This is a genomic window from Cognatazoarcus halotolerans, assembly GCF_009800965.1.
In the GTDB taxonomy this organism is placed as follows: domain Bacteria; phylum Pseudomonadota; class Gammaproteobacteria; order Burkholderiales; family Rhodocyclaceae; genus Cognatazoarcus; species Cognatazoarcus halotolerans.
In genome coordinates this window covers 245,235-271,861 of the sequence record NZ_WUAF01000002.1, presented here as the reverse complement: position 1 = coordinate 271,861, position 26,627 = coordinate 245,235, and the positions used below count along the sequence as shown (strand labels likewise).

The following is a 26,627-nucleotide window of genomic DNA, read 5'->3' as shown; positions in this document are numbered from 1 at the left end:
GAACGATCGAACGTCAACAAAAAACGGGTGCCCGAAGGCACCCGTTTCATTTCAGATCGTCTGAGGACGATTAGAAGGTGTGACGAACACCAACGGCGTAGATGGTCTGAGCTTCGCCCAGTTGGCCGAGGTTGTTGCCACCGGTCAGGCCGTAGGCAACTGCGTCGTCGTTGCTGGTGCGGTTAACACCGGCGTAAGCGGTGGTACGCTTCGACAGACCTTGGGTGTAGGCCAGCGCGAAGGATTTCGCGTCGCCCTTGTTCATGTCGGAGTTGAGCATGCCGTAAGCAACGTGCACGTTGCCAGCGCCAACCTTCACGACACCACCGAGTTCCCACAGCTTGGCATCAGCAACAGCCGGGGTGGTTGCACCGTTGGTGTCGCCACCAACAGTCTGGAAGCTACCGACCAGTTGGAACATGCCGAAGTCGTAGGAGCCGCCGAGGTAGTGCTCGCGCTGCTTGTCGTTACCGTTGGTGCCGTTGGCCTGATGATAAACGTAGGCAACGCCGATCGGGCCGTTGGCGTAGTTCACACCCAGACCCAGACGACGGCCAGACTTCTCATCAACAGCGTTCTCGGAACCGACACCCCAAGTTGCATTGACGGTCAGACCACCGAAGTTCGGCGACGAGTAGGCAACCGAGTTATCCCAACGAGCCGGGCTGTTCGGGGTGATGGTCATGCCGCTCTGGGCCGACAGGATGCTCTGGGGAGCGATGATCGCGCCGCCGGTAGCTTCATAGGCAGCGGTGGCGGCGTAGCCCGGAGCGTATTGACGACCAAGACCCAGCTTACCCATGCTGCTGTTCAGGGCAACGTAAGCTTGACGATGGAAGGCGCGACCGCTCAGGCCCGTGCCGTCATCGATGTTGAAGCCTTGCTCGAGCACGAACTCAGCCTTCAGACCGTTACCCAGATCTTCCGAGCCCTTGAAACCCAGACGGTTGCCCGACAGCAGGCCGCCACCGACGACAGCAGCGGTGTCGCCTTTGCCGGAAACGGTTTGCTTGCCGTTAACCAGGCCGAAGTAAGCGTCGGCAACACCGTAGATGGTGACGTTCGACTGTGCGAAAGCCGGGGCGGCCACCAGACCGGCAACAGCCAGGGCGATCAGTTTTTTCTGCATGTGTTTCTCCTCTTGAATGAAGTGGGGACTTGCTTTTGCTTATCCCTGACTTACCTCTCTAATGAGAAGTTGAGCGAATTCTGCAGGCGCACCGGAGGCCGGGCAAGTTGAAACGGGCACTGAAAGCACATTGCTTCAAAATTTGTTGCATGGATGCAACACGACAGGAGTATGAAAAGGCGCCAAGTCTCCTGCGCGCGGGTCGTGGGCCCTACACACCGAATCTGGTTGCGCGGTCCTGAGGCTTCATTCCACGGCATGGCGAGCTTTGCTCGCCCCTTTCATCAGAAAGCAATGGCAATCGAGAAATGCAGCCGGAATTTGCGCTCGGCCTGACCATAGGCAAGATCGAGCGCAAGCGGGCCGGCCGGGCTCTTCCAGCGGGCGCCGGCGCCATAACCCGGCAAAAGCCGGAAATTAGGTCGTTCATCGGCGGCATTGCCAGCGTCGAAAAAGGCTGCGACACCCCACTGCTCATCGAGCCAGTGGGTATATTCCGCGCTAAGCGTTGCCAGATAGCGGCCGCCCACCGTTGCGGCGCCATCCTTTACACCAAGACTCTGAAACGCATAACCGCGTACCGATTGCGAACCGCCGGCACGGAACAAAAAATCCTGCGGGATGCCCTTACTGCTCTCGGCAAAGGTCGTACCCCATTCTCCACGCAGACTGAGAACGTCACGGCCAGGCATCGGGAAATAGTGCTGATAGCGCAGATAGGCGCGAACAAAGTTCTGGTCGGAAAGCACGCTCTTGCCGGCACCGCCGATGCGCGTCGCAAGCACGAATCCGCGTCGCGGGTTGAACACGTTGTTGACGTCCCGCATGGTCCAGCCCCAATCAAGCGTAAGTGCGTCCTGTCTGCTCTCCTCGGCGCCATCCGGATGAGTTCGCTCCCGCTGAAACTTCAGCGCCACACTTGTCTCGATCTTGCCGCGCAGATGACCTCGCGTAATGCCAACAGCTTCGCGAGAGAGCCGCAGGCCCTCCAGGTCGCTACGCTCGGACAGTCCGCCAAAACTGTACTGATAGCCGCCCTTCTCCGGCGGCAGGAAAACGTCGGCGAACAGCAGGCTCTGCTTCTGCTCGAGCCGCACGCCGGATACCAGGTTCCAGGCACGGCCGAACAGGTTGGCGTCACGATAGCCCATCTCGGCCCGATAACCGGTATTGCTGCTGTAACCGGCACCAAAGGTCAATCTCCTGGGTTTAGCTTCGGCCACCTGCACACGCACGGGAACCTGTTGCCCGTCGGTCTCGTCCCTCTGGACGTCGACGATCACCGAGGAAAAGTAGGGCGTGTTCTGAAGCCTGGCCTGAAAGGCCAGCAGGCGGTCCTCATCATATGCGTCACCCGGTTTCGGGGGGTCGTAGCGGGCGACCAGATCAGGGCTGTAATCCCTGAGGCCATTGATCTGAAGTGCCCCCAGGGTAAAGCGCGGACCGGAATCGGCAGTGACGGCAAGACGAACCTTCGCGGCAAGGGGATCGACCTCCGCTCTGCTCGCCGAGATGCGCGCTGCAGCGAAATCACGCCGCGAAAGCTGGTCAACAACGTTCTGCTTCGATTCATCCCACGCCGACTGGGTAAAGGGTTCGCCCTCTTTCAGTTTCCAGCGGCGACGGACGCGTTCCATGCGTTTCTCGCTCGCAGCCGCTCCATCGGCAATCGCACCGGAAAACTCGATGCCCACCGACGATATCTCGGCGCGTCGTCCGGGCTCGACAACCAGACGAAATCCGACATCTGCTTCCTCCAGCCGCACCGACGGAGAAAAATACCCTTCGGTCGCAAGCAGATCGGCGACTTCTCGCCGCGCCCGCCTCGTCACGGCAACACGTTCGACGTCATCACCCAGATCAGGCGGCGGATCCTGCGTCAGAACCGACAGGTAACGCGACAAAACCGGCCTCACTGCGTCCGGCGCACTTAATTCAAGCCTGCCTTGCTGCGCCAGCGCGTTGGCACTCGCCAGACCAACGGTCAAGGCAACACCCAAGGCCCGGAATGAAAGCGATAGTCGAAATGGCATCACGGCATTCTAGCGCGGATGCTGCGTCGCGCTCGGCGGCGCCGCCCGCAGGCAGGCGCGCATCCGAACGCTGCAACGGCGCCGGCAGTCGCAGCCGGACGCGGAAGACGGATCTGCCCGATGCCTATTGCACTGTTTCCATCACCTTCCAGTCGCCACCGAGAACCTGATAGAGCGTGATTCCCCCGGACTTCAGATCACCACGCGCATCGTAGGCGATGTGGCCCGAGGTAATCCCCGAAAACTCGATGCCTGCAAGCGCTGGCAGATAGGTCGACGGAACGACTGAATCCGCCTTCTTCATCGCTTCGACCAGAACACGGGTCGCGTCATATGCATAGGGTGAATAGATCTCGACCTCGCTGCCGAACTTGGTCTTGTAGCGTTCGGCATAGCCAGCTCCGCCGGGCATCTGGTCAAGCGGTACGCCTGCCAGCGAGGCAATGGCGCCTTCGGCCGCATCACCGGCTAGCTTGACGAAGGTCGGCGACTTGATCATTTCGCCACCCATGAATTTCGATTCAATGCCGAGCTGCTTGAGTTGCTTCGCCATCGGGCCCGCCTGGGCGTCTGCACCGCCGTAATAGATGAGATCGGGCTTGACCGCCTTGATATTGGTGAGAATGGCGGTGAAATCGGTGGCCTTGTCATTCGTGAACTCGCGTTTCACGACCTCACCACCGGCCGCAACAACCGCCTTTTCGAACTCGTCGGCCAGCCCCTGGCCGTAGGCGGTTCGGTCATCGATGATGGCGACCTTCCGGGCGGCAAGCTTGTCGACCGCGAATTTGCCAGCGACCGAGCCCTGCTGTGTATCCGAAGTCATCGCACGGAACGTCGTCTTGTACCCCTGCGCGGTATAGACCGGCGAGGTCGCCATCGCGATCTGCGGGATACCGGCATCCGAATACACCTTGGAGGCCGGGATCGAAGTGCCTGAATTGAAGTGTCCGATGATGCCCTGGATGCCTTCGTCGACGAGCTTCTGTGCGACCTGGGTACCGGTCTTGGGATCGGCCTGATCGTCTTCCGACATCAACTCGAAACGGGTCGGTTTGCCACCGATCACGAGCTTCTCTGCATTGAGTTCATCGATCGCCATGACGACGCCGTTCTGCATCTCCTTGCCGTAGTGCGCCTGCGGCCCGGTGAGCGGCGCGGCAAACCCGAGCTTGACGGTCTGCTCTTCCGCCGCTGCAGGCGCTGCGGTCGGGGCACCGGCCTCGGGCGCCTTCGGTTCTTCCTTGCCACAGGCGCCCAGCAGCACGGCAGCAACAGCGACGGTTGTAATCTTGAGTACGAATCTGCGTTCCACGTGTTTCCTCCTCGGGTTTCTCGTTGTCACCACCTCGAACGGTGAAGCTTGCGTATTGTCCGGCGGTCATCGCCGGGTACTCAGTTACTGGCCGCAGCGGCGGACATGCTTTCCGGTGTTCGTCACCAGGCCCTCAGTTGCCGATCGTCATGAGGCTCGCGTTCCCGCCAGCAGCGGCAGTATTCACGCTCACCGTCCGTTCGTGAACCAGTTGGCTCAGATCGTAGTCGGGTTCGGGCCGGCACAAGGCGATGATCGGGCCGTCACGCTCGGCAAGCCGTACTCGCAGCGCGTCCGCCGTCCGGTCATCGCCATCGAAAAGCACGGCGGCGCAATCGACGGCCAATGGATCGCCTGTCAGCGATACCACACTGGCGGGCAGATCGGGCAAGGCCGCCAGCAAGCGCCTCGACACGGATGATTCTTCCAGCACGATGCGATTCCCGCAGGCGAGCGCAGCGACCACCTGATGGATCAGATCCGTCATGCTGCCGGCCAGACCGGCCACCGCTCCCCGCGCCACGAAACCGAGCCGGTTTTCCTCACCGGTAGGCCCCGGCAAGAGAACACTGATCCCCTGTGGGCTCGCCGAGCGGTAGCGGTCGATTCGCGCGAGCAACTGATCTGCGTCGCCGCCGTCGACAAGCACCCGTCCGGCGCGATCGAACCAGGCCGCCAATTCATCGAAAGCAGGCCGCGGCGCGGGCGATCCGCCATGGTTCAACTGCGGTGTCGGCGCAGCACGAACCAGGCGATGCAAGTAGAACGGACCACCGGCCTTCGGTCCTGTGCCTGACAGACCCTCGCCACCAAACGGCTGGACACCGACTACCGCTCCGATGATATTGCGATTGACGTAGATGTTGCCGACGCGCGCGCGCGAGAGGACAGCTGAAATGGTCTCGTCGATACGCGAATGGATCCCGAGGGTAAGACCAAACCCCATGGCATTGATGTCATCCACGAGTTTGATCAGGTTGCACGAAGCGAAACGCACCACGTGCAGCACCGGCCCGAACACCTCGCGCTCCAGTTCGGCAAGGCTGGCGATTTCAAGCAAGGTCGGCGCGACGAAGGTACCGGTTTCGCAGGCGGTTGGAAGCGGGAGCCGGGATAGCCGGTGACCGCGCCCCACCATCCGCTCGACGTAAGCCTCGAGGCCGTCCCGGGCCTCGCCGTCGATAACGGGTCCGATATCAGTCCGTACGTCCGGGGTTGCGCCGATCCTGAGTTCCTTCACCGCACCTTCGAGCATGTGCAGCATCTTGTCGGCGATATCATCCTGCAGGCAAAGCACCCTGAGCGCCGAACACCGCTGACCGGCGGAATCGTAGCTCGACGTGATCACATCGGCCACGACCTGCTCCGCCAGCGCGGTCGAATCCACGATCATGGCATTCTGGCCGCCGGTCTCGGCGATGAGCACGGTCTCTCCGCCACGCCGCGCCAGCGTGCGGTTGATGATGTGAGCCACCTCGGTCGAGCCTGTAAACATCACCCCGCTCACCCGCGCATCGGACACCAGCCGGGCCCCGACGGTTTCGCCCCGCCCCGGCAGAAGTTGCAGAGCCGCAGCAGGAATTCCGGCCTGATGCAGAATGCTCGTCGCCAACGCGGCGACCAACGGCGTCTGCTCGGCGGGCTTGGCGATCACGGGATTGCCGGCCGCCAGCGCCGCGGCCACCTGGCCAGTGAATATGGCGAGCGGAAAATTCCACGGGCTGATACACACCACGGGACCAATCGGACGCTGCACCGCGTTGTCGAAACCCAGAACCTGGTGCGCGTAGTAGCGCAGAAAATCGACCGCCTCGCGGATCTCCGCAACAGCATTTGCCCAGGTCTTGCCGGCTTCGCGCACACACAGCGCGATGAGTTCGGGTGCCCGGGCTTCCATCAGCGATGCAGCACGGGTCAGGCAGGCGGCGCGCTCGTTCGGCGCCAGCACCGACCATTCGCACACTGTGGACCGTGCAATATCCAGAGCTCGCTCGGTGATCGCGTCGTCCGCCTCCTCGACCGTACCCACGATCTCCGCGCGATCGGCGGGATTAGTGATCGGCCGGCCGGGCGCCGCCGGCAAGACATCGGGTACCAGCGGCTTCGCATCATAGCGGCGGGCACGGCTGTCGACGATGGCCTCGGCAAGTTGCCGACGTATCGGTTCGCTGGACAGATCGAAACCGCGTGAATTCAATCTCTCCGGGCCATAGATGTCACGCGGCAGCGGAATCTGCGGATGCGAGGCCCCCTTGAGCCTGTCGGCCAGCGGAACCGGATCGGCGATCAACGCGTCGACGGGAACCGACTCATCCACGATGCGGTTCACGAAGCTGGTATTTGCGCCATTCTCCAGCAGGCGGCGGACCAGATAGGCAAGCAGCGTCTGATGGCTGCCGACCGGAGCGTAGATACGCACCCTCCGATCCAGGTTCTTTTTGCCGACCACCTGATCGTAGAGTGTCTCGCCCATGCCGTGCAGGCACTGGAATTCGTAATCTCCGGCGCGGTATTCACCCGTGTCGGCCATCTGATATACGGCAGCAAGCGAATGGGCGTTGTGGGTTGCGAACTGCGGATATACAACGTCGCGCGCATCGAGCAGCTTTCTTGCGCACGCAAGATATGACACGTCGGTATAGAGCTTGCGCGTGAATACCGGATAGTCCTCGAGACCATCAAGCTGGGCACGCTTGATCTCGGAGTCCCAATAGGCGCCCTTGACCAGCCGCACCATGATGCGATGTCCGCTGCGCCGGGCCAGATCGATGATGAAGTCGAGTACGAAGGGCGCGCGCTTCTGGTAGGCCTGTACCACGAAGCCAATGCCATCCCAGCCGGCAAGCCCCTCGTCCAGCGCCAATGCTTCAAGAAGATCGAGCGACAGATCGAGTCGATCCGCTTCTTCGGCGTCGATGTTCAGACCGATGCTGTAGCCCTTCGCAAGCCGGCAAAGTTCGGTCAACCGCGGCAGCAACTCGGCCATCACACGTCCGCGCTGCGACCACACGTAACGTGGGTGCAGGGCCGAAAGCTTGACGGAAATACCGTTGCCGTCGACTACGCCGCGCTGACCGCTGTCGCTGCCGATGGCGTGAATCGCGCGTTCATACGAAGCGAGGTAAGCCAGGGCATCATCATCGGTCATGGCCGCCTCGCCCAGCATGTCGAAGGAATAGCGATAGCCACGCCGCTCGCACGCCTTGCCGCGTTCGAGGGCCTCTTCGATGGTGCGACCGGTGACGAACTGCTCGCCAAGCAGGCGCATCGCCACATCCATGCCCTTGCGGATCACCGGCTCGCCGCCACGGGCGATCAATCTGGAGAGCGCACGGCCAAGGCCCTCTTCGCTGGAAGTCGCAACCAGGCGGCCGGTCACCAGCAAACCCCAGGTCGCGGCATTCACGAACGGTGACCGGCTGCGACCGAGGTGGGCGCGCCAGTCACCGCAACTGATCTTGTCGCGAATAAGACGGTCCGCGGTGGCACGGTCGGGCACGCGCAGAAGCGCTTCGGCCAGGCACATCAGCGCCACGCCCTCCTGACTGGAGAGCGAAAACTCCTTCATCAGCGCATCGACACCACTCGAACGAACGCGCTTGTCGCGCAAGCCCAAAACCAGCCGTCTGGCAAGCCCGGCAACCTTTCGCGACGATTCCGCATCGAGCCTCGCGGCTGCAACAAGGGGCGAGAGGCACCGGCTTTCGGGCCGGCGACAGGCATCCGCAATATTCTCGCGCAGCATACTGCGCGTTCCTTCGGGAAGAGCCGCCTCGGCTGCGGCAACCATCGGTGCAGACATCTTGCGGACTCTCCGAAATGGCTGCACCGGAGCGGCACAGCACTGACGCATCACGGCCACAAGGCCGTGCTGCCAACGGATCAGGCACAAGTCTAACCTCTTGCTGCGGCGAATATCTGTCCAACGACGACGGCGTCCGGCCGATCGCGCAAAACACAACCGCGCGAGCCCTCGGGACAGAAAGGATTTGCCGGGTGCACCGGCAGCGGGACGAACCCGATCATTCGGAATCGGAAAAAGAAAACGGCGACCGAAGCCGCCGCTACTCTACGCTGACACGACGCGCCAGCGTCTCAGGGCGCTTGATGATAGGACACCACGCGCTCAACCTCCCGTTTCGAGCCAAGAATGACCGGCACACGCTGATGGAGCCGCTCTGGCTGAACATCCAGAATCCGCTGCCGGCCGGTGGAAGCCGCACCGCCAGCCTGCTCTATCAGCATCGCCATGGGGTTGGCTTCGTACATGAGGCGCAGCTTGCCTCCCTGAGCGCGGCACTTTTCATCCATCGGATACATGAAGATCCCCCCACGGGTGAGCACCCGATGAACATCCGCCACCATCGAGGCGACCCAGCGCATGTTGAAATCGCGGCCCCGTGAGCCTGTCCTGCCCGCCTGCAGTTCCGCAATGTAGCGCTGCACCGGCGGCTCCCAATGCCGCGCGTTGGAAGCATTGATGGCGAACTCCTGCGTTTCCTCCGGCACGGTCATGTAGGGATGAGTGTAGATGAAGCTCCCCATTTCGCGATCGAGCGTGAAGGCATGCACCCCCTTGCCCACCGTCAACACCAATTGGGTCGACGGGCCATACACTGCATAGCCTGCAGCGACCTGTTCACTACCGGGCTGCAGGAAACTCTGCTCGGTCGGGTCACCCTTACCCGGCGGGTTGCGCAATACCGAAAAGATGGTGCCAACGGAAACGTTCACATCGATGTTGGAGGAGCCGTCGAGCGGATCAAACAACAACAGATAGCCGCCCTTCGGAAAGTCGAAGGGAATCTGGTGCACCGTCTCGACCTCCTCCGATGCCATCGCGGCAAGATGGCCGCCCCATTCGTTGGCTTCAAGCAGAATTTCGTTGGCAATCACGTCCAGCTTCTTCTGCGCCTCGCCCTGCACGTTGTCGGTCCCGGCTTCACCCAGAACTCCGGCCAGCGCCCCTTTCGATACGTTCACGCCGATCGCCTTGCAGGCACGCGCGACGACCTCGAGCAGGAGACGCAGGTCGGCGGACACCCGCCCGGCACGCTGTTGCTCGATCAAGAACTGGGTAAGGGTCACACGACGCATGAAGTTTCTCCGCTGAACCACGTTTGAAGGTTGGCGCGAATTATCCCGCGATCCGGCCCGAAGCGCACCCTCGTAACGAGAACCGGCTAGAATCCGGCTCCTGCGGAGTCATTCCCGGCGTGGTGCTGCACCCCGTATCTCAACGACCCGAGCGATTTTCCAGAGACTAAATCCGGCATGCATCTGATGGTTCTAGGCGGTGGCCTGGCCGGCGTAACCAGCGCGTGGTATCTGCGCAAAGCGGGGTTCGATGTCACGGTCGTCGATCGACAACCCGATGTTGCGCTCGAAACAAGCTTCGCCAACGGCGGCCAGATCTCGGTAAGCCACCCCGAGCCGTGGGCAAACCCGGGGGCACCATTGACCATCCTGCGCTGGTTTGGGCGCGAGGATGCCCCGCTGCTGTTCCGTGCCAGCAAGGACCCCGCGCAATGGCGCTGGGGCGCAGCATTCCTCGCTGAATGCCTGCCTTGGCGAGCCCGCCGCAATACCGAGGCCATTGCGGCACTGGCGACCTACAGCCGAGATTGCCTGCGAAACCTGCGCGTCGAGTCCGGCATCGAGTATCCGCATCGCAAGACCGGCATCTTGCATCTGTTCAGTACGCACCAGGCGCTCGCCCGCCTCGCCGCGCGTGCCGACGAGCTTGCCAAACTGGGAATCAGCACCGAAGTCTGCAACGCCGAACGTTGCATGGAACTCGAACCGGCGCTGGTCCACGGAGGCCGGGACTTCCTGGGCGGCCTCTTTGCCGCCGACGATGAATCCGGCGACGCGCACCTGTTTACGCGAGCGCTTGCCGACAAGGCTCGTCAGGCCGGCGTCAAGTTCATCCTCGGAGCCAATATCAAGCGGATCCGGGAGATCGAGGGCCGCATCGAATCGATCGATGTCGAGCACGCCGACGGCTGGTGCCAGCAACTCGAAGCCAATGCCTACGTCCTGTGCCTGGGCAGCTTCTCACCGCTGCTGCTCCCGCCCACGGCTGAGCGCCTTCCGATTTATCCGGTAAAGGGTTATTCGATCACCGTGCCGATAAGCGATCCTTCACGAGCGCCGTCAACCAGCATCACCGACGAGGCGCGACGCATCGTCTTTTCGCGTCTGGGTGAGCATCTGCGCGTTGCCGGCACAGCCGAACTCAGCGGCTTTTCGACGGCACCCAATCCCGCACGCAGCCATGCACTCATCGATTGGCTGGAGCGACACTTTCCCGGAGTCGGCGCAATCGATGAGGTGTCTCACTGGAGCGGTCTGCGGCCCGCCACACCAAGCAATCTGCCGATCATCGGCCGAAGCCGATTGCTGAACCTGTGGTTCAACACCGGGCACGGGACACTGGGATGGACGCTTGCCTGCGGCTCCGCGGCAAGCCTGGCGGCCTTGATGAGCGGCAACGCACCAAAGCCCAGGTTTCCGTATTTCGGGCGGGACACGCTTACGCGCTGAGCACCCTGCCACCAAACAGGCTGATCATGCACGGCCAGACATCCATGCAGCCTACCGATCGCTCCTCGCACCGACAAAGCGCTCGATCAGTGCGTCCCGATATTCGGACAGCGCTACATTGCCGACATGCGCCAGTCCAGCGGCTTCGAGTCGCACGACGAGAACGTCTAATCGCCGCAATATGCGTCTGCGGGAAGCTTCGTCGGGCGTCTCGACGAGATTTTCGACCAGCCCCCGCAGTTCCTTGAGACTGGCAATGGCCGGAGGTGGGATGCCGGCGTTCCTGAGAATCCGGACAACCAACCGCATCTCTTCCGGGACCATCGCCATGTCCTCGTCCGGTAAAGGCTTACCCTCTCCGGGCAGGCCGCTCAGATCGCCGCGTTCCGCCGCCGCGCGGATCCTCTCCTCAACGATCCGGTCGAACGCGTTCATCGTCTACAGCCTCCCCCGGACCTGTGCCGTCCTTGCACACTCACACCCGACCGAAGCAGCCCGAACGCTAGCCAACAACCTTTTCGGCCGGGGCACAGCCGCCGCAACCACTCGCTCCGACAGGCGCGTCGGCCAAGGCGGTGCAGGTCGCCGTGTCGAACTTGATCTCCTCGAGATAATAGGCAAGCGCCGCATCCATGCCCGTGGCGTGATTTTCGAACCAGGCGGGCAACTCCTCGACGAGTCGCCTGCCCAAGGTGCGATCGCCCGCAGCGGCCCGATTCCGGATGTCATGCATGACAATCAGCACGCGATCATGCTCGGCCTTGTGGCAGCCCGGAAAGTTGGTGGCCGCCATCCATCCGTTCTCCATCGCAAAATGGGCCTCGGTGTGCTCGATGAATCGATCCATCGCGTCGATGAAGGCAGATTCGTCCGCTGCAGCGAGTTCATTGTAGAGCTCGATGAATTCCTGGTGCACCGCGTCCATAGGAGCCAGACCCAGCTGCAGCTCTTCCGTCCATTTCATATCGTCCCTACCGTCTGAGTTTTTGCAAACGCCTGATATACACCGTAAGTCACCGCATCCGGATGACGATTGTCAATCAAGGCGCAAAAAGAACCGTACTGCAAACAAATCGTCACCGCGATCCTCTAGCGTAGTCCGTGGCAAGATCGCCATAAGCCGGACCACCCGCTCAATGCATAGTCTGATGATCTCGGACGTATTCTTTCCCCGCATCAACGGGGTCAGCACCTCCATCGAAAGCTTTCGCGAGGCACTCGCACCACTCGGCATACGAACCTCGCTGATCGTACCGGCCTATCCCGCGCAGACCGCCAGTTCCGAGATGCCATCGATACACAGGATTCGCTCGCTCCCTCTGCCCTTCGATCCCGAAGACCGATTGATGATGCGCGGCACGATCCGCAAGCTCCTTCCGGCGCTCCGCGAAGACCCGCCCGATCTGATCCATGTACAGACACCGTTCGCAGCCCATTACGCTGGTCTCGAGATCGCGCGCGCGCTCGGCATCCCGTGCGTTGCGAGCTATCACACCTACTTCGAAGAGTATCTTTTCCACTATATTCCGCTGCTGCCTCGCAACTGGCTAAGACGGCTGGCCCGCAGTTTCTCGCGCGGACAGTGCAACGATCTCGATGGGATAGTCGTACCTTCGCGCGCGATGGTCGAGACGCTCGGTAGCTATGGCGTTACTGCACCGCTGCACGTACTACCGACCGGGCTTGCGGAAAGTCGCTTCGTGGGCGGCAACGGAGATTTTTTTCGGCTGCGCTATGGCATTCCCGCAGACCGGAAGGTGCTGCTCTACGTTGGGCGCGTGGCATTCGAAAAGAACATCGAGTTTCTTCTCGACATGTTGCTGACACTGAAGGCACGACAACCGGACGCGATGCTGCTCATCACTGGAGAAGGGCCGGCACTTGGAGAACTGCAGCACCGTTCCGCCAATCTTGGACTCAGTGAATTCGTCCGTTTTATCGGATACCTCGATCGCCACACCGAGTTGCACGACTGCTACCGCGCGGCGGATCTGTTTGTGTTTGCCTCGCGAACAGAAACACAAGGCTTGGTCCTGCTCGAAGCGATGGCATTAGGCACGCCGGCCGTGGCACTTGCCGAGATGGGCACCCGTGACATCCTGGAAGGAGAGCGCGGTTGCCGGATTGCGCCGAACGACCCCGCGGGCTTCGCAGAGCTCGTTGCAGATCTGTTGGAAAACCCCGCAACGCTCAAGCTGCTATCGATCGAAGCCCGCCAGTACGCGCGCAGCTGGAGCGCACAAGGCATGGCGGCTCGCCTGTCCGCACTTTACGGGATGTGGACCGGCAAGAGCGCCGGAATCACACGGATCGACGCGCCAACCGCTGCGGAAAACGCTATTTGATGACCTTGAGATGGCTGCCGCGACCAGCGGGTTTCGCCGGTCTCGGCTTGACACCAGTGCCAACCGGGTCTGGTTCGACCCTTTCAGGCGCGGGGGGCACAGTCGGAGCAGCTGCATTCTCGGCGGATCCCGTCACGTCCTGACTGCCCTCCGGCTCTGCAGACGCAAGGTCCGACTCGGCCGATGCGCTATCCGGCTCGAAAGCCATTCCCTGTCCATTCTCTCGTGCATAGATCGCCACGACATTGGCGACCGGAATTGCCAGACCTTGCGCGACACCGCCGAAGCGTGCCTGAAAGCTGATCAGGTCGTTTGCCATGTTGAGCTGATGCGTTGCCTCCGGCGAAAGATTGAGGACGATCTGGCCGTCCCGTGCGTAGCCTGGAGGGACACGCGTATTCTCGTCCACGATCGCGGCGAGGTAAGGCGTGAACCCCTGATCAACACACCATTCGTGAATGGCGCGAATCAGGTAGGGTTTTGTTGAATCAGTCATCTGAACCATGGCAACGAGTGATTGCCGCGGGCCGCGCGGGCCGCGGCAGATTGATCAACGACGCATGACCTTTTCCGAGGGGGTAAGCGCATCGATGAAGCCTTGGCGGCTGAAGATCCGCTCGGCATATTTCATGACCGGCGCAGCCGATTTGGGCAACTCGATGCCATAGTGCTCGAGGCGCCACAAAAGAGGCGCAATCGCTACGTCGAGCATGGAGAACTCATCGCCCAGCAGGAATTTCTGCTTGGTGAAGATGGGCGCCAGCTGAGTCAGCTGATCCCGAATTTCCTGGCGTGATTTGTCGCCGCTCTTTGCGCCGCTCTCGAGATCTATCACGTGCGAGAAGATCTCTCCTTCGAACGTGTGGAGCAACTGCCGCGCGCGGGCACGAAGAATCGGGTCGGGCGGCATCAGCTGCGGGTGCGGAAAACGCTCGTCGATGTACTCGTTGATGATGTTTGACTCGTACAGCACGAGATCGCGATCGACCAGTACAGGCACCCGGTTGTACGGATTGATGACGGCGATGTCTTCCGGCTTGTTGTACAAGTCGACATCAATCACCTGGAAATCCATGCCTTTCTCGAAAAGCACGATCCGGCAACGGTGACTGAACGGGTCCGTTGTTCCGGAATAAAGGTTCATCATGGGGTTGCAACTCCAGCAGGGCTCCGGAATGCACACCGGGCTTCGTGAGCCCGGTGTGGTCCGCTTTCGGAGCGAAAACGACGGCACGCCAATATGGCTGCGCCGCGCGGATGATTAATGCACGTCTTTCCAGTAGGCCTTCTTGAGCGCCAGGGCCAGCACGAAGAGCAAGGCCAGGGCAGCCAGCACCCAGGTCCCGATGGTCTGACGGGTCTGCGCAATCGGCTCACCCATCCATACCAGGTAGGACACCAGATCGGCTACCGTCTTGTCGTACTCTTCCTTCGACAACATGCCGGCTTTGCCCTGCTCGAGTTCGATGTGCTTGACCATGTTGCCATGGCCATCGTCCTCTTCGGTGACCTTGGCAATCTGGTCACCCTGCAACTGCCAAAGCACGTGCGGCATGCCCACGTTCGGGAAAATGGTGTTGTTCCAGCCGGTGGGGCGCTCGGGATCGCGGTAGAAAGAGCGCAGATAGGTATAGAGCCAATCTCCACCGCTACCGAATTCCGAAGCCCGAGCACGAGCAATCACCGTAAGGTCTGGCGGCGTTGCGCCAAACCAGGCTTTGCCATCAGCCGCCCGCAAGGCAATCTTCATCTGCTCGCCGATCTTGTCGGCGGTAAACATCAGGTTGTCCTTGATCAGTTCCTCGGACAGGCCGATGTCCCTGAGGCGGTTGTAGCGCTGATAACTCGCGCCATGACAGTTCAGGCAGTAATTGACGAAGATCTTCGCGCCATGTTGAAGCGAGGCCGGGTCCATCGAGACCGGTGCCTTGTCGAGATGCACCGCTTCGGAGGCAAAGGCCAGCGCCGGCAGAAGAATCACCGCGCCAAGCAGTTTCTTGATCATGTTCATTCCGCGGGTTTTCATTTGAAGTTCACCCTTTCCGGTTCGGGTTTGCACTTGTCCAGCTTGGAATACCAGGGCATCAGGAGGAAGAAGCCGAAGTAAAGTGCCGAACAGATCTGCGACACCAGCGTGCGCGCCGGGGTCGGCGGCAGAACGCCCAGATAGCCAAGGATCAGGAAGCACACCACGAAGATCGCAATCGCCGTCTTGAAGATCGGTCCCTTGTAGCGGATCGACTTTACCGGACTGCGGTCGAGCCACGGCAGGAAAGCTATGATGACGACACCGGCACCCATCGCGATCACACCCCAGAATTTGGCATCGAGACCGAACAACGGGTAGGTCACGGCGCGCAGCATCGAGTAGAACGGCGTGAAGTACCAGACCGGTGCAATGTGCGGCGGCGTCTTGAGCGGATCGGCGGGGAAGAAGTTGTTGAACTCCAGGAAGTAGCCGCCACCTTCAGGCAGGAAGAACACCACTGCCGAGAAGACGAACAGGAACGCCACCACGCCGACCGTATCCTTCACCGAGTAGTACGGATGGAACGGGATGCCGTCGAGCGGAATGCCGTCCGCCCCCTTCTTCTTCTTGATCTCCACACCGTCGGGGTTGTTCGAGCCGACTTCGTGCAGCGCGATGATGTGCGCGGCGACAAGCCCGATCAGCACTAGCGGAACGGCGATCACGTGGAACGAGAAGAAGCGGTTCAGAGTGGCGTCGGAAACGACGAAGTCACCACGAATGACCAGCGACAGATCGGGACCGATGATCGGGATCGCGGAGAACAGGTTCACGATCACCTGCGCCCCCCAATACGACATCTGACCCCACGGCAAGAGGTAGCCCATGAAGGCTTCCGCCATCAGCGCCAGGAAGATCAGGGTACCGAAGATCCAGATCAACTCGCGCGGCTTGCGGTACGAGCCGTAGATCAGGCCACGGAACATGTGCAGGTACACCACCACGAAGAAAGCCGAGGCGCCGGTGGAGTGCATGTAGCGGATAAGCCAGCCACCCGGCACATCGCGCATGATGTATTCAACCGAAGCGAAGGCCACCGGTACACCGGCCGCATTGAGCGAGGCATCCGGCTTGTAGTGCATCACCAGGAAGATACCGGTAACGATCTGCAGCACCAGTACCAGCAGCGCCAGCGAACCGAAGTAGTACCAGAAGTTGAAGTTCTTGGGCGCATAGTACTCGGAGAGATGCGCCTTCCAGGTCGAGGTAAGCGGAAAACGCGCGTCGACCCAATTGAGCAGTTCTTGAGATTTCGTCGTCATGGCTTAGGCCTTCCCGTCCTCACCGATGAGAATCTTTGCATCCGACAAATACATGTGCGGCGGCACTTCGAGGTTGTCCGGCGCCGGCTTGCTCTTATAGACGCGAGCGGCAAGATCGAACGTCGAACCATGGCACGGGCACAGGAACCCCCCCTGCCAGTCCGGCCCGACCGAACCCGGTTCGAACTTGCTCGAAGGCGAACAGCCCAGGTGGGTACAGATCCCGACCACGACCAGATACTCCGGTTTGATCGAACGGTACTCGTTGTGGGCATATTCGGGCTGCATCGGACGGTCCGAGTTCGGATCGCTGACTTCCCCGTCGACTTTCTTGATCCCAGCCAGCATTTCTTCGGTGCGGCGCAGGATCCACACCGGCTTTCCACGCCACTCGACTGTCATCATCTCGCCAGGCTGCAGCTTGCTGATGTCGGCCTCGACCGGTGCCCCGGCCGCCTTGGCCCGCTCCGACGGAGTCAGGCTGGCTACAAACGGCACCGCGGCGGCACATGCCAAGCCACCACCTACTGCCGAAGTGGCGACGAGCAGCCTCCGACGACTGTCATCCATTTTATTCTCAACGCTCATGGCCCCACTTCCCTAAAGGAAAAATCAAAGATGCAGGATTAAAAAACTTCCGGAGTTTAGCAAAAAACGCTTACACAACGAAAGCACAATCATTCAATTCACTAAATATTCAATCACTTAGACTCAGAATCCCGACCCGATCATGGTTCAAAACGACATTCCCGGCATGCTTCTCGTGCCGCAATGCAAAAAAACTAGACCACACCGTCTGCGCGCAGGGCCGCGATCTCGCCAGCTTCGAACCCAAGCTCTGCAAGCAGCTCGTCTGTATGCTGGCCAAGTGCGGGGCCGGGCCAGTCCGTTCCACCCGGCGTTGCACTGAGTTTCGGCACCACGCCCGGCATGACGAAAGTCCTGCCGTCAGGCAAATTCGCTGTCTGGAACATTTCGCGCGCACAGTACTGCGGATCGCGGAACATGTCGGCCACCGAATAAATATGGGAGCTCGGCACCTCGGCCGCCTTGAGCACGGACAAGACATGCTCTGCCTCGTGTCGCGCCACCCACTGGTCGATGACTGCGTAGATTTCCGCAGCACGCGCGTCCCTGCCGGCGTTGTCCGCGAGGGCCGGATCCCGAGCAAGATCGTCGCGCCCGATCGCCTGCATGAGCCGCTTGAAGATCGCGTCGCCATTCGCGCCGACGATCAGATGCCTGCCGTCCTTGGTCGTGTGCGTATTGGACGGCGTGATTCCCGGCATTACGTTACCGGTGCGCTCGCGAACGAACCCGAAGACATCAAACTCGGGGACCATGCTTTCCATCATTGCAAAGACGGCTTCGTAAAGCGCCACATCCACCACCTGCCCTTCTCCGCCCCGGACTTCCTGCTCACGCAAGGCCATCAAGGCGCCGAACGCTGCCCACAGCGCCGCGATCGAATCGCCGATGGAAACCCCCGTCTTGACAGGTGGCCGGTCCGGGTAACCGGTCACATAGCGAAGCCCACCCATGGATTCGCCAACCGCGCCGAAACCGGGCTGATCCCTCATCGGCCCGGTCTGACCGAAACCCGACAGGCGGACCATGACGAGTCGGGGATTGAGCTCATGCAGCACCTCCCAGCCAAGCCCCAGTTTTTCCATCACTCCGGGTCGAAAGTTCTCGACCACGATCTGCGCCTGTGCAGCAAGTCGACGCGCGATGTCCAGGCCACGCGGGTCCTTGAGATCGAGCGTAAGTGATCTCTTGTTACGTGCCTGGAGGTACCACCACAGCGAGGTGCCTTTGTGCAGTTTCCGCCATTTCCGCAACGGATCCCCACCACGGGGAGACTCGATCTTGATGACTTCGGCGCCGAACTCGGCAAGGATGCGGGTGCAGAACGGCCCGGCGATCAAGGTGCCGAACTCGATGACCCTTACCCCCGCGAGGGGCCGTTCGGTCCTCTGCCCTTCAGCGGCGTCTGCCAATCCACTCACGACACCAACCCCGCCCTGTGGAGCCAGTCCATTCAGACTGCCCGCCTTTCCATCAACGCCTGGGCGATGGTCCCCGAATCGGTGTGCTCCAACTCCCCACCCACCGGAACTCCGCGGCTCAAACGGCTAACCTTGAGTCCGCGCGCATGCAGCAGTTCGGATACGAGATGCGCGGTCGCTTCACCCTCGTTGGTGAAATTGGTGGCCAGCACGACCTCTTCGACCTTGCCATCGGTGGCACGCGCAATAAGCTTATCGAGCTTGAGCTCACGCGGCCCGACCCCATCGAGTGGCGAGAGGCGCCCCATCAACACGTAGTACAAGCCGTTATAGGCCTGCGTCTGTTCGATCATGGCCAGATCGGCAGGCATTTCCACAACACACAGCAAGCTGCCGTCACGGTGCGAATTCGAACAGCGCTGACAGATTCTTTCCTCGCTGAAGGTGTTGCACCGCTCGCAATGCTGCAACACCTTCAGCGCATGTGCGAGCGCGGCGGCAAGTCGCGAGGCGCCTTTCTGATTGCGCTGGAGCAGATGGTAGGCCATTCGCTGGGCAGATTTTGGCCCTACCCCAGGCAGGCAGCGCAAGGATTCGATCAGTTCGTCGAGACTCGAGGGCGACATCGGAACCCTTTTCGAGGCGGGAGTAACGGGTGACCACCGACAGGTGATCCCCGGCGGCAGGACATCGTCAGAACGGCAACTTCATGCCCGGCGGCAGATTCAGGCCGGACGTGAAACCAGCCATCTTTTCCTGCGTGGTCGCCTCGACACGGCGCACGGCATCGTTCACCGCCGCAGCAAGCAGATCTTCAAGCATCTCCTTGTCATCCATCACCGATGGGTCGATGGTAACCCGACGCACGTCGTGCTTGCAGGTCATCTGCACCTTGACCATGCCGGCACCGGACTGGCCCTCGACCTCGATCTCGGCCAATGCATCCTGCATCTTCTTCATGTTTTCCTGCATTTGCTGGGCCTGTTTCATCAGCCCGGCAAGTCCACCTTTCATCATGGCCGTCATACTCCGATTGTTTGAAGGTTTAGAGGGGTCTGACCGACGCCTCGAGGAGCGTCGCATCAAACCGTTCGATCAGTTCGCGTACGAACGGATCCTTTTCCAGCGAGGCAACAGCAAGGGCATGACGCTCGGCGCGGTCCGCCTGATCACGCTGGGCCGGTGTTTCACCCGCAATGTCGCCTATCTCTATGGCAACCCGAACCGGTCGTCCGGCATGAGCCGAAACTTCGGCCTGGAGTTTCTCGGCGATTCCACGGTTAAGCTGCAGCAAATGCCGGTGCGCACTCGACAGTCGGAGCATCAGAGTGTCCGCGTCACGACTGACCAATTCGCAGTGTTGCGCGAGTTCACGAACCATACCACCCAGACCGATTGCACGGATGAGAGCATGCCAGTCGTCTGCAGGTTCCGCCATTGCAGCACCCGGCTCGGCTCGAGAACGTTCCGTCAATACCTCACCGGAGCTCATTTCGGTCGCCGTCACGGGAGGCCGTTCAATCAAGTCGTCTACGGGGCCAGACGACTGTGACGGGAGATTGGACGCAAAGGTATCCGTAGAACAATCACTGCCCTCCCAGGCAGGGCCTCCGATAGCCATTCCCTCCTCTGGCAGGTCTTCCCACGGAGGAGTGTTCGCGTCTTGCTCGACAGCGCTGGTCGAAACAACCGTTCCCGACTCATCCATCGCCGAGGACGACTCCTTCGTATCCGTTGTCGCCTCCCTTGACCCCACACGCTCGGCCGTCGCCGCCCCGCCAGCCATTCCGGAGGGCTGCGCGGACGTACTCGCGGCGGCCACCTCGCCCATGGCGCGGCCATGTCCGAAGCCGCCGGAACCGAGATTGATCGGCTCGTCCCCCAAAGCCGCGGGTTGCTCGGGTCGAAACGCCACGAGACGCAGCAGCGTCATCACGAAGCCGGCGTATTCGTCGGGCGCCAGCGCGAGCTCGTCCCTGCCGTGGATCACGATCTGATACGCAAGCTGCAGGAATTCGGGTGCAAAGACATTCGCATACGACGTCAAGCGGGCACGCTCGAACTCATCCGCGACCGCGGCAGGCGCAAGCTGCAGCACGGCGATCCGCTGGAGCAGGGAGGCCAGCGCCTGGAGTGCCGCATCGAAAGACAGGCTTCTCGTTTCCATCCGATCGGCAACCGCGAGCATGCCGGACGCATCAGCGGTACGCAACGCGTCAAGAATCTCGAAAAGATGGTCGTCACCCACGGTACCGAGCATGTCGACAACCTGCTGCTCCAGCACCTTGCCAGCACCGTGTGCGATGGACTGATCCAATAGCGACAAGGCATCGCGCATGGAACCGTTCGCCGCCTTCGCCAGATGTCGCAGGGCTCCGGGTTCGAAGCTGACGTTTTCGGCTTCGAGCAGGCGGTTCAGGTGCTCGATGATGTGCAGTTGGGGCATCTGCTTGAGATTGAACTGCAGGCAGCGCGAAAGCACGGTGACCGGGATCTTCTGTGGATCGGTAGTCGCCAGAATGAATTTGACGTGCTCGGGCGGTTCCTCGAGGGTTTTGAGCATCGCATTGAAGGCATGGCCGGTCAGCATATGCACTTCATCGATCATGTAGACCTTGTAACGCCCCTGAACCGGCGCATATACCGCCTTGTCGAGCAGCGCCGCCATGTCATCAACGCCACGATTGGAAGCCGCATCCATCTCGACATAATCCGGAAAACGATCGGCATCGATCGCCAGACATGCGTCGCACCGATTGCACGGCGTCGGCGTTACACCAGTCTCGCAGTTGAGCGATTTGGCGAGAATCCTCGAAATCGTGGTCTTGCCGACCCCACGCGTACCCGTAAAAAGATAGGCGTGATGTAACCTCCCCGTCTCAAGCGCGTGGCTCAACGCCCGTACGACATGCTCCTGCCCCACCAGGGTCTCGAAGCTTTTGGGGCGCCACTTGCGGGCCAGCACTTGATAGGACATGGGCGCCATTCTAGCAGGCCGGGTGCGCTAACTGCGTTTCCGATCCGTTGGCAGAATCGCACGGTGCTATCAATTGCATTTGAACAATCAATAACGAAAAACTATTTCGTCGCCTTATGATGAAGCCATCGGAGCAGGAGGCAGAAAACATGATCGAGCATCTTCTGGGTCGCGACACGATGGCAATTCTCATCAACGCAATGGCGGCCATTGCCATGTCGGCCTGACACGAAAGCCACCACCAAGCACATCCGAGACGTTCGACATTTCGGCACATATGGCGATGCGCGCCCCGCCGAGGTCAGGAGCGGCCCAAATTTAATAGTTCAAAACTATTAAAATAACTATTTTAATGAATTTGAACTATTTTTTTGCTCCGAGCCAATACTGGACATGAAAAGCTTGGTGTCCGGATCAACATCGTTGAAGGAGCCGATATGGCAACCAGAATCATCCGTCTGCACTATCAACCCGCGAGTCCGCTCGGCGCAATGCGTGTACTGGGAGGCTGGTTGATCGCACTTTCAGGCATTGTCATCCTGAGCTCGCACGGTCTGCAGGGCGCAGCGACAACTCTGGATGCGCGTTCGTCCATCGTCGCTACCAGTGCAGCGGAACTCACGGCGACCAACCGTGATTGGTCACCCACACCCACGACGGGCTGGCAGCTCTAGACTATTGTCCGCAGGGCCGACTGCGGAGCGCGCGCAGGCGCTGTCTGTCGGTGACATCTGCTCGCCCCCTCCACTATCGCCGACGAGAAAATGGCGTCCCTCGCATCTGGACGCCATTTTCAAGGATTCGGGGTGGCGAGCCTGACCCCCGGCACTTGCAGGGAACGGCTGTGGCTGCTGCCTTCCGGCCCTGACCAGGTTCACCGCACTGCAATGCGGGGAGGCCCGCCACGCCGGATTGTACCAACTATGGCGAAGCGATGCGCTGATAATGCAATTCAGGCGGGATCAGCGATGCCATCAACGCTCGCAAGTACGGCCTGAATAAGTGCATCCGGCTCACACACGGCAGACGGAAATGCCAAGCGCCTTCGCGCACCGTCGCGATCGGCCAGATCCACGCCCTCGACGTCGACACCCAGTGTCCGCCACCCCTCGGGAATACGATCTTCAAGTTCACGGATACAGTCCGACTCCGTTGAAGGGGCAAGAATCGCGGGGGGCATATGAGACGGCGCTTCGATCCAGCCCATGCGCGCGAAACCTCCAACAAGACGGATACGCCGCACGGCGAGCCGATAGAAGCGAAAATCCCCGAGCGAAAGGTAAGAGGTGGCATCCGGCAGATAACGCATGAACCGGTCTACTGCCGCAGGTGGCATGGAGATCGGCACGGCATCCCCGAGCAGGGTCACCCGGGGTGCCTCGAGAGGGGATCGACTCGGCTCCGCCACCATCAGACTTGCACGCGAATCACCTCTCAGGTTGCGCGTGTGTTCCGCCAGATCACTTACCAGAATCAGCGGTGTAGCTTCGGCGTCGAGCACGTAGGGGAGCAGGGTTACGAAGGGGTATCCCGGCATGTTGAGGGACAGGGTGCCGAGGGCACCGCTGGCGCAGCGGTGCAAAAGCTCACGGGCCTGGCGAGGATCGACTCTCATGGTGTCTTCCGGAAATGACGTCTCGGGCTTGGGAATCAGGCGTTCCGGTTCGAGTCTACCGCTGGCGACAAGACTCTGCTTCTGCGGCGTGCCAGTGACTCGTCATTGGATGCTTGTGCCGACCATTGCGCGTCACCGATCCGACTGCGCGAAGCGGCAACTAGCTGTTACGCTGCCGTCTCGCCTCGAACAGGCATACGCCACTGGCAACGGAAACATTCAGGCTCTCAACAGTCCCATACATCGGGATGCGGGCAAGCTCATCGCACGTTTCCCGGGTAAGCCGTCGCAGCCCCTCACCCTCCGCACCAAGAACCCAGGCTACCGGCCCTTTCTGGTCAATCGAATAGATCGATTTGTCGGCCTCACCAGCGGCACCGATCGTCCAGACACCAGCCTCCTGCAGTTCCCGCAGGCTTCTCGCCAAATTGGTGACGGTTACGTAGGGGACGGTATCGGCAGCACCGCTCGCCACTTTCATGGCCGTTGCATTAAGCCCCGCCGAGCGATCCTTGGGAGCAATAACGGCCTGGGCGCCGACCGCGTCGGCGACGCGTAGACAGGCGCCGAGGTTATGCGGATCCGTCACGCCATCGAGTACCAGAAGTAATGCTGGTTCGGTAAGCGTGTCGAGCACATCCACGAGTTTCAACTCCCTGCGACGTCCATCGATTCGAGCGACCACGCCCTGGTGTCGATGGGTTCCGACCATACGTTGAAGTCGGTCGGATTCGGTCGGTGTCAGCTTCACACCTGCCTGCTGCGCCTGCTGGATCAGGTCCCGTGCTCGTCCATCGTTGCGCTGGGCATCGATGTATACCTCCAGCACACCTTCCGGGGTCTGGCGCATCTTGGAAATAACGGCGTGAAAGCCATAGATATAGCGAATCGCGTTTTCAGCCACGTTTTCGGCTCTTGTTGGTCTTGCTGTTTGAGGATGAAACCGATTTGCGCGAAACACGGGCCGGTTTCACCTTTGCCCGAGATTTGGTCGCAGTCTTGCCGGTCTTGGGTTTAGCCGTACCCTTTGGAGCCTCTACCGGGGCACGACGAACAGCCGACGGGGTTTTATCGACGACGGCCGTTGGCGAACGCATCTGCGCATTGTCACGCGTAGTCTTGCCACCGCGTCGTGTTACGCGCTGCGGCCCCTCGATAAGCCGAAAATCGATCTTGGTGGTTTCCAGATCCACCCTCACCAACTGCACCCTGACCCTGTCCGAGAGCCGGTAAGCGGTACCACTGCGTTCGCCAAGCAGTTCGTGACGGGTCTCGTCGAAGTGAAAATAATCACTCCCCAGCTCGGAAATGTGGATCAATCCCTCGATGAAGATGTCGTCGAGCGCCACGAAGAGGCCGAAGGGTACCACCGCCGAGACGCTGCCAGTAAACTCCGCACCAACCTTGTCCTGCATGTAGAAGCACTTGAGCCAAGACTCAACATCACGGGTCGCTTCGTCGGCCCGGCGCTCGGTTTGCGAGCAGTGCAGGCCGATCGCGTCCCAGTCCCCGGGCTCGTAACGGCTTTTTTCAAGCGCCGCCTTGATCGCACGGTGTACCAACAAATCCGGATACCTGCGGATTGGCGAGGTGAAATGAGTATAGGCCTCGTATGCCAACCCGAAATGACCGACGTTATCGGGACTGTAAACCGCCTGGCGTAACGAGCGAAGCATTACGGTCTGCAGCAATTGCGCGTCGGGGCGGTCTTTGACCTTCTCGAGCAAACGCGCATAGTCAGACGCTTTCGGATCGTCCCCGCCGCCGATATCGAGCCCGAACTCGCCGAGGAAGCCTCTCAGGCGCTCGAGGCGCTCGAGCGTAGGGCCTTCGTGAACCCGGTACAGGGCGGGCTGCGACCGCGCCTGCAGGAATTCCGAAGCGCACACATTGGCTGCCAGCATGCACTCTTCGATCAGGCGATGCGCATCGTTACGTCGTTCTGGCACGATCCGCTCGATCTTGCCGTTATCGTCGAAAATCATTCTGGTTTCGGTCGTCTCGAAATCAATCGCACCGCGCTTGGCCCGGGCTTTCAGCAGCACGCGAAAGAGCCTGTCGAGATTTTCGAGCTGGGAAAGCAGGCCCGCAAGCTCTTCGCGCGCCACTGGATCCTTGTCGTAAAGTGCCGCCGCGACCTTGTTGTAGGTCAGCCGGGCGTGAGAGAACATCACCGCCGGGTAGAAGCGATACGTCTTGATCGCCCCCGTCATGGACAATGACATGTCGCAAACCATACACAGGCGATCAACCTCGGGATTGAGAGAGCACAGGCCGTTGGACAGGCGCTCCGGAAGCATCGGAATCACTCGCCTCGGGAAGTACACTGAATTACCGCGATCATGGGATTCTCGGTCAAGTGGCGAGCCAGGCGCAACGTAGTGCGACACGTCGGCAATCGCCACGATCAGCCTAAAACCGCGCCCCTGACGTTCGCAGTACACCGCATCATCGAAATCGCGGGCGGTTTCACCATCGATCGTTACCAGCGGCAGGTGGCGAATGTCTTCCCGGCCAGCGAGATCCTTTTTGCGAACGGCAAGTGGCAGCTTCCTTGCCTGCGCTTTGGCCTCGCTCGAGAACTCGAATGGGAGGTCATGCTTTCGCAAGGCAATCTCGATCTCCATGCCGGCGTCGGCATAGTTGCCAAGGATCTCCACGATCTTGCCGACAGGCTGAGCAAACTTCGTCGGCTGTTCGATCAGCTCGACCGTCACCACCTGTCCGGCGACCGCCTTCTTGCGACCCTTGAGCGCCGCGGGTGCAAGCAAGATGTCCTGAGCAATGCGGCGGTCTTCGGGCACGACGACAAGGACCCCATGCTGCTCCAGCACGCGACCCACGATACGCTGTTTCCCCCGTTCCAGGATCTCGACGATCTTGCCTTCCGGCCGACCACGGCGGTCAGTACCCGCGATGCGCACGATCACTCGATCGCCGTGCAGGACCTCACGCATGGTACGCGGCCCCAGGAACACGTCGGGCCCCTTGTCATCGCGGATGACAAAACCGAATCCGTCAGCATGGCCCTGTACGCGCCCCCGGATCAGATCCGCCTTGTCAGGCAGAAGGCAGTCGCCGCGTCGATTGCGCACCAGCTGTCCGTCACGAACCATTGCCCCAAGCCGGCGCGAAAAGAATTCGAGCTCCTGCTCGCGGATATCAAGCGCCTCGGCAAGCGCATCGACGCTCATCGGAACACCGCGCTCAGCGAGGATCTGCTCGACATACTCACGACTCGGCAGCGGCTGTTCATAGCTGGCCGACTCGCGTTCGAAAAACGGATCGGCCCTGCGGATCGCGCTAAGCTGACTACGGCCCCGGCGAGGCTTGTTGTTTTCTTTGTTTCGGGACATTGACAATTCAA

General features: G+C 60.7%; 22 protein-coding genes and 1 other RNA gene. 3 read left to right on the top strand and 20 right to left on the bottom strand.

Translation table 11 applies throughout. From position 1 onward, the window contains the following. Positions 1-70: 70 nt before the first annotated feature. The 5 genes from GQB03_RS04210 to GQB03_RS04190 all read right to left on the bottom strand — a co-directional run bounded on the left by GQB03_RS04210 (position 71) and on the right by GQB03_RS04190 (position 9,574). Positions 71-1,129, bottom strand: a complete 1,059-nt coding sequence (locus tag GQB03_RS04210) for a porin (RefSeq protein ID WP_159684799.1) — start codon at positions 1,127-1,129, stop codon at positions 71-73. A 284-nt stretch (positions 1,130-1,413) separates the two neighbouring features. Further along, entirely contained in the window at positions 1,414-3,162 is a 1,749-nt protein-coding gene (locus GQB03_RS04205; RefSeq protein WP_159684797.1) for an autotransporter assembly complex protein TamA, read from the bottom strand. A gap of 124 nt (positions 3,163-3,286) precedes the next feature. Further along, complete coding sequence (locus GQB03_RS04200; RefSeq protein ID WP_159684795.1) at positions 3,287-4,477, bottom strand: branched-chain amino acid ABC transporter substrate-binding protein; 1,191 nt, start codon at positions 4,475-4,477, stop codon at positions 3,287-3,289. Between the two features lie 133 nt (positions 4,478-4,610). Continuing rightward, complete coding sequence (gene putA, locus GQB03_RS04195) at positions 4,611-8,279, bottom strand: trifunctional transcriptional regulator/proline dehydrogenase/L-glutamate gamma-semialdehyde dehydrogenase (RefSeq protein ID WP_200832099.1); 3,669 nt, start codon at positions 8,277-8,279, stop codon at positions 4,611-4,613. A gap of 293 nt (positions 8,280-8,572) precedes the next feature. Further along, a complete protein-coding gene (locus tag GQB03_RS04190) occupies positions 8,573-9,574 on the bottom strand; it encodes a class 1 fructose-bisphosphatase (protein WP_159684793.1) in 1,002 nt (333 codons plus the stop codon). Positions 9,575-9,751: 177 nt separating this feature from the next. Between GQB03_RS04190 and GQB03_RS04185 the strand changes: the two genes are divergently transcribed. Then, complete coding sequence (locus tag GQB03_RS04185) at positions 9,752-11,023, top strand: D-amino acid dehydrogenase (RefSeq protein WP_159684791.1); 1,272 nt, start codon at positions 9,752-9,754, stop codon at positions 11,021-11,023. A gap of 51 nt (positions 11,024-11,074) precedes the next feature. Here the strand turns inward: GQB03_RS04185 and GQB03_RS04180 are convergent, their stop codons facing one another. Next, complete coding sequence (locus GQB03_RS04180; protein WP_159684789.1) at positions 11,075-11,458, bottom strand: DnaJ family domain-containing protein; 384 nt, start codon at positions 11,456-11,458, stop codon at positions 11,075-11,077. A gap of 67 nt (positions 11,459-11,525) precedes the next feature. Next, positions 11,526-11,987 carry a hemerythrin domain-containing protein gene (locus tag GQB03_RS04175; RefSeq protein WP_159684787.1) on the bottom strand — a complete coding sequence of 154 codons (462 nt, stop codon included), beginning with the start codon at positions 11,985-11,987 and terminating at the stop codon, positions 11,526-11,528. 184 nt (positions 11,988-12,171) lie between these two features. Between GQB03_RS04175 and GQB03_RS04170 the strand changes: the two genes are divergently transcribed. Beyond that, positions 12,172-13,368, top strand: a complete 1,197-nt coding sequence (locus GQB03_RS04170; RefSeq protein ID WP_235026938.1) for a glycosyltransferase — start codon at positions 12,172-12,174, stop codon at positions 13,366-13,368. Here GQB03_RS04170 and GQB03_RS04165 read toward each other — a convergent pair. The 9 genes from GQB03_RS04165 to dnaX form a co-directional block, all read right to left on the bottom strand. After that, a complete protein-coding gene (locus tag GQB03_RS04165) occupies positions 13,361-13,864 on the bottom strand; it encodes a ClpXP protease specificity-enhancing factor (RefSeq protein WP_159684783.1) in 504 nt (167 codons plus the stop codon). The two genes, GQB03_RS04170 and GQB03_RS04165, sit on opposite strands and share 8 nt — an antisense overlap. 54 nt (positions 13,865-13,918) lie before the next feature. Continuing rightward, on the bottom strand, positions 13,919-14,515 hold the full coding sequence (locus GQB03_RS04160; protein ID WP_159684780.1) for a glutathione S-transferase N-terminal domain-containing protein: 597 nt from the start codon (positions 14,513-14,515) through the stop codon (positions 13,919-13,921). A 114-nt stretch (positions 14,516-14,629) separates the two neighbouring features. After that, a complete protein-coding gene (locus GQB03_RS04155) occupies positions 14,630-15,394 on the bottom strand; it encodes a cytochrome c1 (RefSeq protein WP_159684777.1) in 765 nt (254 codons plus the stop codon). Then, positions 15,391-16,659, bottom strand: a complete 1,269-nt coding sequence (locus GQB03_RS04150) for a cytochrome b (RefSeq protein ID WP_159684774.1) — start codon at positions 16,657-16,659, stop codon at positions 15,391-15,393. Before GQB03_RS04150 ends, GQB03_RS04155 begins: the two co-directional genes overlap by 4 nt. A 3-nt stretch (positions 16,660-16,662) precedes the next feature. Beyond that, positions 16,663-17,247 (bottom strand): ubiquinol-cytochrome c reductase iron-sulfur subunit, encoded by a 585-nt coding sequence (gene petA / locus GQB03_RS04145; protein WP_159684771.1) that lies wholly within the window; start codon positions 17,245-17,247, stop codon positions 16,663-16,665. A 194-nt stretch (positions 17,248-17,441) separates the two neighbouring features. Then, positions 17,442-18,668 (bottom strand): CaiB/BaiF CoA transferase family protein, encoded by a 1,227-nt coding sequence (locus GQB03_RS04140; protein WP_235026937.1) that lies wholly within the window; start codon positions 18,666-18,668, stop codon positions 17,442-17,444. A gap of 32 nt (positions 18,669-18,700) precedes the next feature. After that, positions 18,701-19,294: a recombination mediator RecR gene (gene recR, locus GQB03_RS04135; RefSeq protein ID WP_159684768.1), complete on the bottom strand. Its 594-nt coding sequence runs from the start codon at positions 19,292-19,294 to the stop codon at positions 18,701-18,703. 67 nt (positions 19,295-19,361) lie between these two features. Beyond that, the gene (locus GQB03_RS04130; RefSeq protein WP_159684765.1) at positions 19,362-19,685 is read right to left on the bottom strand and encodes a YbaB/EbfC family nucleoid-associated protein; all 324 of its coding nucleotides are present in this window, start codon (positions 19,683-19,685) and stop codon (positions 19,362-19,364) included. Positions 19,686-19,713: 28 nt separating this feature from the next. Next, positions 19,714-21,645 carry a DNA polymerase III subunit gamma/tau gene (gene dnaX, locus GQB03_RS04125; RefSeq protein ID WP_159684762.1) on the bottom strand — a complete coding sequence of 644 codons (1,932 nt, stop codon included), beginning with the start codon at positions 21,643-21,645 and terminating at the stop codon, positions 19,714-19,716. Between the two features lie 437 nt (positions 21,646-22,082). On the opposite strand from dnaX, the gene GQB03_RS04120 reads away from it, so the two are divergent. Next, a complete protein-coding gene (locus GQB03_RS04120; RefSeq protein WP_159684759.1) occupies positions 22,083-22,319 on the top strand; it encodes a hypothetical protein in 237 nt (78 codons plus the stop codon). Positions 22,320-22,450: 131 nt separating this feature from the next. Here the strand turns inward: GQB03_RS04120 and ffs are convergent. The 4 genes from ffs to rnr form a co-directional block, all read right to left on the bottom strand. After that, positions 22,451-22,549, bottom strand: an RNA gene (gene ffs, locus GQB03_RS04115) — signal recognition particle sRNA small type. Positions 22,550-22,597: 48 nt separating this feature from the next. Continuing rightward, on the bottom strand, positions 22,598-23,260 hold the full coding sequence (locus GQB03_RS04110; protein WP_159684756.1) for a HugZ family pyridoxamine 5'-phosphate oxidase: 663 nt from the start codon (positions 23,258-23,260) through the stop codon (positions 22,598-22,600). A gap of 160 nt (positions 23,261-23,420) precedes the next feature. Further along, on the bottom strand, positions 23,421-24,164 hold the full coding sequence (gene rlmB / locus GQB03_RS04105; RefSeq protein ID WP_159684753.1) for a 23S rRNA (guanosine(2251)-2'-O)-methyltransferase RlmB: 744 nt from the start codon (positions 24,162-24,164) through the stop codon (positions 23,421-23,423). Next, on the bottom strand, positions 24,157-26,616 hold the full coding sequence (gene rnr, locus GQB03_RS04100) for a ribonuclease R (RefSeq protein ID WP_159684751.1): 2,460 nt from the start codon (positions 26,614-26,616) through the stop codon (positions 24,157-24,159). The genes rlmB and rnr overlap by 8 nt, the downstream gene beginning before the upstream one ends. Positions 26,617-26,627 lie beyond the last annotated feature (11 nt).

Bases quoted from the DNA above. Each gene is read 5' to 3' on its own strand.
- GQB03_RS04155 (WP_159684777.1), bottom strand. From the start codon at position 15,394: ATGAAAACCCGCGGAATGAACATGATCAAGAAACTGCTTGGCGCGGTG.
- GQB03_RS04130 (WP_159684765.1), bottom strand. From the start codon at position 19,685: ATGATGAAAGGTGGACTTGCCGGGCTGATGAAACAGGCCCAGCAAATG.
- GQB03_RS04210 (WP_159684799.1), bottom strand. From the start codon at position 1,129: ATGCAGAAAAAACTGATCGCCCTGGCTGTTGCCGGTCTGGTGGCCGCC.
- GQB03_RS04205 (WP_159684797.1), bottom strand. From the start codon at position 3,162: ATGCCATTTCGACTATCGCTTTCATTCCGGGCCTTGGGTGTTGCCTTG.
- GQB03_RS04120 (WP_159684759.1), top strand. From the start codon at position 22,083: ATGGCAACCAGAATCATCCGTCTGCACTATCAACCCGCGAGTCCGCTC.
- petA (WP_159684771.1), bottom strand. From the start codon at position 17,247: ATGAGCGTTGAGAATAAAATGGATGACAGTCGTCGGAGGCTGCTCGTC.
- GQB03_RS04160 (WP_159684780.1), bottom strand. From the start codon at position 14,515: ATGATGAACCTTTATTCCGGAACAACGGACCCGTTCAGTCACCGTTGC.
- GQB03_RS04190 (WP_159684793.1), bottom strand. From the start codon at position 9,574: ATGCGTCGTGTGACCCTTACCCAGTTCTTGATCGAGCAACAGCGTGCC.
- GQB03_RS04175 (WP_159684787.1), bottom strand. From the start codon at position 11,987: ATGAAATGGACGGAAGAGCTGCAGCTGGGTCTGGCTCCTATGGACGCG.
- dnaX (WP_159684762.1), bottom strand. From the start codon at position 21,645: ATGTCCTATCAAGTGCTGGCCCGCAAGTGGCGCCCCAAAAGCTTCGAG.
- GQB03_RS04180 (WP_159684789.1), bottom strand. From the start codon at position 11,458: ATGAACGCGTTCGACCGGATCGTTGAGGAGAGGATCCGCGCGGCGGCG.
- recR (WP_159684768.1), bottom strand. From the start codon at position 19,294: ATGTCGCCCTCGAGTCTCGACGAACTGATCGAATCCTTGCGCTGCCTG.
- rnr (WP_159684751.1), bottom strand. From the start codon at position 26,616: ATGTCCCGAAACAAAGAAAACAACAAGCCTCGCCGGGGCCGTAGTCAG.
- GQB03_RS04110 (WP_159684756.1), bottom strand. From the start codon at position 23,260: ATGAGAGTCGATCCTCGCCAGGCCCGTGAGCTTTTGCACCGCTGCGCC.
- GQB03_RS04185 (WP_159684791.1), top strand. From the start codon at position 9,752: ATGCATCTGATGGTTCTAGGCGGTGGCCTGGCCGGCGTAACCAGCGCG.
- putA (WP_200832099.1), bottom strand. From the start codon at position 8,279: ATGTCTGCACCGATGGTTGCCGCAGCCGAGGCGGCTCTTCCCGAAGGA.
- GQB03_RS04150 (WP_159684774.1), bottom strand. From the start codon at position 16,659: ATGACGACGAAATCTCAAGAACTGCTCAATTGGGTCGACGCGCGTTTT.
- GQB03_RS04165 (WP_159684783.1), bottom strand. From the start codon at position 13,864: ATGACTGATTCAACAAAACCCTACCTGATTCGCGCCATTCACGAATGG.
- GQB03_RS04170 (WP_235026938.1), top strand. From the start codon at position 12,172: ATGATCTCGGACGTATTCTTTCCCCGCATCAACGGGGTCAGCACCTCC.